This window comes from Streptomyces sp. MCA2 (assembly GCF_023544705.1).
GTDB lineage: Bacteria > Actinomycetota > Actinomycetes > Streptomycetales > Streptomycetaceae > Streptomyces > Streptomyces decoyicus.
On sequence record NZ_JAMJFM010000064.1, the window covers coordinates 44,151 to 50,248 of the forward strand.

4 protein-coding genes are annotated in these 6,098 nt (G+C 71.4%); 2 read left to right on the forward strand and 2 right to left on the reverse strand.

From position 1 onward, the window contains the following. The first annotated feature begins 327 nt into the window (after nucleotides 1-327). Both M8I34_RS35865 and M8I34_RS35870 read left to right on the forward strand, forming a co-directional pair. Nucleotides 328-2,358 (forward strand): acetoacetate--CoA ligase, encoded by a 2,031-nt coding sequence (locus M8I34_RS35865; protein WP_250056967.1) that lies wholly within the window; start codon nucleotides 328-330, stop codon nucleotides 2,356-2,358. A gap of 146 nt (nucleotides 2,359-2,504) precedes the next feature. Next, nucleotides 2,505-3,431 (forward strand): hypothetical protein, encoded by a 927-nt coding sequence (locus M8I34_RS35870; RefSeq protein WP_250056969.1) that lies wholly within the window; start codon nucleotides 2,505-2,507, stop codon nucleotides 3,429-3,431. A 97-nt stretch (nucleotides 3,432-3,528) separates the two neighbouring features. Here the strand turns inward: M8I34_RS35870 and ptsP are convergent, their stop codons facing one another. Both ptsP and M8I34_RS35880 read right to left on the reverse strand, forming a co-directional pair. Continuing rightward, the gene (gene ptsP, locus M8I34_RS35875) at nucleotides 3,529-5,199 is read right to left on the reverse strand and encodes a phosphoenolpyruvate--protein phosphotransferase (RefSeq protein ID WP_030986392.1); all 1,671 of its coding nucleotides are present in this window, start codon (nucleotides 5,197-5,199) and stop codon (nucleotides 3,529-3,531) included. A gap of 77 nt (nucleotides 5,200-5,276) precedes the next feature. Next, nucleotides 5,277-5,726: a PTS glucose transporter subunit IIA gene (locus M8I34_RS35880; RefSeq protein WP_030088803.1), complete on the reverse strand. Its 450-nt coding sequence runs from the start codon at nucleotides 5,724-5,726 to the stop codon at nucleotides 5,277-5,279. Nucleotides 5,727-6,098: the final 372 nt, after the last annotated feature.

Genomic DNA, 6,098 nt, shown 5'->3' on the forward strand with positions numbered 1-6,098 from the left:
CATTTCCGGCCGGGTGCGCGGGCGCCGTTCAACTGCCGTTCACCTGCACCGGGTCACGCTCGGCCACCTTCAGGCCCGCGGATCGCCGTCCGATGGCCTGATCTCGCCGTATGTCCCCCTGTGTGCCCCCGGAACCGTCCCGCACCACATGCCGCCACCACATCCGCCACCCCCCGAATGTGGGGAGCCCACCCTGGTGCGGAAGTCGATCACATGGCATCGTCCAGGCAAGCCGTGTCACGCGCACACGCCCATCCGCTGGGCCGGGGGACCCCCGCCGCCGTGCGCGCCCGACGCCTACGACGCGTACCGCCCGGGAGCCGCATCATGACCACCGCACCGCCGTCCGCCCCGCAGCCGGAACCCCTCTGGCAACCAGGCCCGGACCGTATCGCCGGCGCACAGGTCACCCGCTTCCACGCCTGGGCGGCCACGCACCACGGCGCGCCCGCCCCCACCCCCGGCGATCCCGCCACGAGCTACGCGGCGCTGCACCGCTGGTCCGTCGACGACCTCCCCGCCTTCTGGCAGGCCACCGCGGAGTGGTTCGACGTCCGCTTCGCCACCCCGTACGAGACCGTCCTCGCCGACCGCGCGATGCCCGGCGCCCGCTGGTTCCCCGGCGCCACCGTCAACTACGCCGAGCACGCCCTGCGCGCCGCCGAGGACCCGGCCCGCGCCGACGCCCCCGCGCTGCTGTACGTCGACGAGACCCATGAGCCCACCCCGGTCACCTGGACGGAGCTGCGCGCCCAGGTCGGGTCACTGGCCGCCGAACTCCGCCGCCTCGGCGTCCGCCCCGGCGACCGCGTCAGCGCGTACGTCCCCAACATCCCGCAGGCCGTCGTGGCGCTCCTCGCCACCGCCGCGGTCGGCGGCGTATGGACCTCCTGCGCCCCCGACTTCGGCGCCCGCAGCGTGCTGGACCGCTTCCAGCAGATCGAACCCGTCGTCCTGTTCACCGTCGACGGCTACCGCTACGGCGGCAAGGAACACGACCGCCGCGACACCGTCGCCGAACTCCGTGCCGAACTTCCCACCGTGCGCGCCGTCGTCCACATCCCCCTGCTCGGCACCCTCGCCCCCGAAGGCGCCCTGAACTGGTCGGACCTGACCTCGAACGACACCGAACCGGTCTTCGAACAGGTCCCGTTCGACCACCCGCTGTGGGTCCTGTACTCCTCCGGCACCACCGGCCTGCCCAAGGCCATCGTCCAGTCCCAGGGCGGCATCCTGCTGGAACACCTCAAGCAGACCGGCCTGCACTGCGACCTCGGCCCCGACGACCGGTTCTTCTGGTACACCTCCACCGGCTGGATGATGTGGAACTTCCTCGTCGCCGGCCTCCTGGTGGGCTCCACGATCGTGCTCTACGACGGCAGCCCCGGCCACCCCGACATCTCCGCCCAATGGCGGGTCGCCGAAACCACCCGCGCCACCGTCTTCGGCACCTCCGCCGCCTACGTCATGGCCTGCCGCAAGGCAGGTATCCACCCGGCCCGCGACCTCGACCTCTCCGCCGTCACCTGCGTCGCCACCACCGGCTCCCCGCTCCCGCCGGACGGCTTCCGCTGGCTGCACGACTCCTTCGCGGAGAGCGGCGCCGACCTGTGGACCGCCTCCGTCAGCGGCGGCACCGACGTCTGTAGCTGCTTCGCCGGCGCCGTCCCGACCCTGCCCGTCCACATCGGCGAACTCCAGGCACCCTGCCTGGGCACCGACCTCCAGGCCTGGGACCCCCAGGGCAAGCCGGTCGTCGACGAGGTCGGCGAGCTCGTCGTCACCAACCCCATGCCGTCCATGCCCACCCGCTTCTGGAACGACCCCGAGGGCACCCGCTACCACGACAGCTACTTCGACATGTACCCCGGCGTCTGGCGGCACGGCGACTGGATCACCGTCACTTCCCGCGGCAGCGTCATCATCCACGGCCGCTCCGACTCCACCCTCAACCGCCAGGGCGTCCGGATGGGCTCCGCCGACATCTACGAAGCCGTCGAACGGCTCCCCGAGATCCGCGAATCCCTCGTCATCGGCCTGGAGCTGCCCGACGGCGGCTACTGGATGCCGCTCTTCGTCCACCTCGCCCCCGGCGCCATCCTCGACGACGCCCTGCGCGACCGCATCAAGCGGACCATCCGGGACCAGCTCTCGCCCCGCCACGTCCCCGACGACATCATCGAAGCGCCCGGTGTCCCGCACACCCTCACCGGCAAACGCATCGAGGTCCCCGTCAAGCGCCTCCTCCAGGGCACCCCGCTCGACAAGGCCGTCAACCCCGGCTCCGTCGACAACCTCGAACTGCTCCGCTTCTACGAGCGGGTGGCCCGCGACCGCGCCGCCGACAGCGCGCAGTAGGCCCGTCCGGCGCCGGACCGCCAGGGCACCCACGCCCCGCGGTCCGGCGCCGCGCCGCATTGTCAGACCCCCCGATTACTCTCTGTGACAAGTGATGTACGGCCGCCGCACTCGGACAGAGCGGCGCATCTCACTCAGGGGGAGTCATGACATCCACATCCCGGCACACCGACCCGTCCACCGCCCGCCGCGCACTACGCCGCGAAGTCCCCAGCAGCGCCGCCGTCCTGGCCGACGAGCAGGACTTCACCGCCATGCGCCGCTACCGCACCTTCCCGTTCGACGACCACCGCAGCTATCTCCGGCAGATGGAGACCCTGCTGCGCCGCTTCGCCTCCCAGGGCGTGCTCACGACCATCAGCCTCTTCGACCCGGCCGCCTACGAGAAATACTGCGCGGACCTCGCCCTGGACCCGGACCGCCCCGACAGCCGCAGCCGCTACACCGCCGAAGTCGCCCGCACCGGCGCCACCTTGACCTACCAGGGCGAGCCGCTGACCCAGCTGCTCCCGTTACTCGTCGAAGAAGCCGACCGCCAGGCGACCTGGGACCACGCCTCCGGCCTCCTGGCCCGCGCCGGCACCTGCGAGGAGTGCGGCGAAGACCTGGGCCACGCCGCCTTCGCCCGCGCCACCCAGGCCCTCCAGCAGCTTCTGGCCTCCCTCGGCGAAGGCACCCACCACCTCGTCTGCTCCGTCGCGGCCGGAGACCCGCCCCTCCTGGCGGTCCTCCACGCCACCGGCCGCGACGGCGCCCGGCCCCAGTTCGCCGAATCCGAGACCCTCGTCTTCTGCACGGTCCTCGCCGCCGGCTTCGCCCTGCGCACCCCCGGCGGCCTCGTCTCCCGCACCACCACCGCCCCCACCGACCGTGACACCACCGGCGACGGCGCCCACGACACGGTCCGCGGCTGGACCCTCGGCGACTCCTGGCCCCGCCCCCTCGGCGCCGCCGAGGTCTTCACCGCCTACTGCACCGACGCCGACACCGGCGAACCCATCCCGCCCGAGCACCGCGTCGACTACGCCCCCGGTCTGCCCCTCACACCCCCGCCCGACCCCCACCACCACTGACCGCACCACCCCGCCCGGCCCACAAACACACCACGGCCGCCCCGCCAGAAGGGCGGGACGGCCGTCAACACTCCTGCGACGCATGCGCCGCGCGAGATCACTCCCCGGAGAGCACCGCCTGCGCGGCAGCCCGCGCGTCCTCGGCGGTGTCCGCGGCACGCGCCGCGGCCGCCGCCCGCTCGCACTGCGCCAGCGTGTGCTTGGACAGCGTCGACCGTACGTACGGAAGCGACGCCGCACCCATCGAAAGGCTGGTGACCCCGAGCCCCGTCAGCACACACGCCAACAGCGGATCGGAGGCCGCCTCACCACAGACACCACAGCTCTTGCCCTCGGCCTTGGCCGCCTCGGCCGAAACCGCCACCAGATCCAGCAGCGCCGGCTGCCAGGGGTCCTGGAGCCGCGAGACGGCACCCACCTGACGGTCGGCGGCGAAGGTGTACTGCGCCAGGTCATTGGTCCCCAGCGAAAGGAACTCGACCTCCTGAAGAATCGACCGCGCCCGCAGAGCCGCCGACGGGATCTCCACCATCGCGCCGAACTTCGCCCGCAGCCCGGCCTCCCGGCAGGCATCCGCGAACGCCTTCGCGTCGATCCGGTCCGCCACCATCGGCGCCATGACCTCGAGGTAGACCGGCAGCCCCTCGGCCGCCTTCGCCAGCGCCGTCAGCTGCGTACGCAGCACATCCGGGTGGTCGAGCAGCGTCCGCAGCCCCCGCACACCCAGCGCGGGGTTCGGCTCATCGGCCGGCGTCAGGAAGTCCAGCGGCTTATCGGCACCGGCGTCCAGCACGCGCACGACCACGCGGCCCTCCGGAAACGCCTCCAGCACCTTCCGGTACGCCTCGACCTGCTTCTCCTCGGACGGCGCGCTCTTGCTGTCGTCCAGGAACAGGAACTCGGTACGGAAGAGACCGACACCCTCGGCCCCCGCCTCGACCGCCGCGGCCACGTCACCGGGCCCGCCGACATTCGCCAGCAGCGGCACCTTGTGCCCGTCGGACGTGGCACCCGGACCGGACGACGCCGCCAGCGCGGCCTTCCGCTCCGCCGCGGCCTGCTCCAGCACCGCACGCTTCTCGGCGCTCGGCTCCACGAACACCTCACCGGTGCTGCCGTCGACCGCGATGACCGTGCCCTCGACGAGTTCACCCGCACCGGGCAGCGCGACGATGGCCGGCACCCCCAGCGCCCGCGCGAGAATCGCGCTGTGGCTGGTCGGCCCGCCTTCCTCGGTCACGAACCCGAGCACCAGCGTCGGGTCGAGCAGCGCGGTGTCGGCCGGCGCCAGATCGCGCGCGATCAGCACATACGGCTCATCGCTGTCCGGCACACCCGGCATCGGCACACCCAGCAGCCGGGCGACGATCCGGTTGCGCACATCATCGAGGTCGGCGACCCGGCCCGCGAGGTACTCACCGGCACCGGCGAGCAGCGCCCGATAGGCGGCGAACGCGTCATACACACCGCGCTCGGCGGTGGAGCCGACGGCGATCCGCCGCTCGACATCAGCAATCAGCTCGGGGTCCTGAGCCATCAGGGCCTGGGCCTCCAGCACGGCCTGCGCCTCGCCGCCCGCCAGATTCCCCCGCGCTATCAGGTCAGCGGCAACAGCTTCCACGGCCTGCCGGGCACGCCCCTGCTCGCGCTCCGCCTCGTCCGCCGGAATCTGCTTGGCCGGCGGCTCGAGGACCGCCGTGCCCATGTGCCGCACCTCGCCGATCGCCACACCGTGGCTGACGCCGACGCCTCGCAGCGTTGTCTCCATTGCACCCGTCTCCGGTTGATGCGACGGCCGAAGCCGCCGCGATGGATGTCGTACCTGCCGTTCGGGACGGCGCCCGGCTACTGCCAGGAGAAGAGCTGGTCGCCCGCCTTGACGTCGCCGTCCTCGCGCACCTCGCCGAGCGAGTCCGCGGTGGCTTCCAGCGCGACGACCGGGCACACCGGCGACTTACCGGCCTCCTCGACCGCCGCCGGGTTCCAGCGCACGATCTCCTGGCCGCGGGCAACGGTGTCACCCTTGTTCACGAGCAGCTCGAAGCCCTCGCCATTGAGCTGAACGGTGTCGATACCGAGGTGGGTGAGCACGCCGTGCCCCTCGGAGTCGACGACGACAAACGCGTGCGGGTGCAGCGATACGAGAACACCGTCCACGGGCGAAACAGCAGTAGACGGCTCACGCACCGGGTCGATGGCGGTACCGGGACCCACCATCGCTCCGGAGAACACCGGGTCGGGCACAGCCGCGAGTCCGATGGCGCGTCCGGCAAGAGGGGACGTCACGGTGGTCATGGGAAGCCTCCCAGGGGTGGAGATTCATCAGGCCGCCGTCACTACCTGTCCTGGACGGCGCACCGTTCAGAAGCGTAAGTCATAAGAACTGACGGTTCCGCATGAGAGACGCCGGTTGCGGAGCGCGCGTCCAGCTGAATCGATTTGCCTCGCCCACACCGGAGCTGTACTGTCTGAGACCTGCCCCGGACAGCAAGGACGCAATCAACTGCGTCCGGTTGAGGTGGGCGGCACTCCCAGCGTCTTGATCGCGACTCAAGAATTGCGCGCATCTGCATGCTTGCAGAAAAGCGGCGGTTCGGAAGACGAAAAAGGCCTGATAGAGTGTGAAACACCGAAGGGAAGCGCCCGGAGATCCTGGTGAAACAGGAG

Bases quoted from the DNA above. Each gene is read 5' to 3' on its own strand.
- M8I34_RS35865 (WP_250056967.1), top strand. From the start codon at position 328: ATGACCACCGCACCGCCGTCCGCCCCGCAGCCGGAACCCCTCTGGCAA.
- M8I34_RS35870 (WP_250056969.1), top strand. From the start codon at position 2,505: ATGACATCCACATCCCGGCACACCGACCCGTCCACCGCCCGCCGCGCA.
- ptsP (WP_030986392.1), bottom strand. From the start codon at position 5,199: ATGGAGACAACGCTGCGAGGCGTCGGCGTCAGCCACGGTGTGGCGATC.
- M8I34_RS35880 (WP_030088803.1), bottom strand. From the start codon at position 5,726: ATGACCACCGTGACGTCCCCTCTTGCCGGACGCGCCATCGGACTCGCG.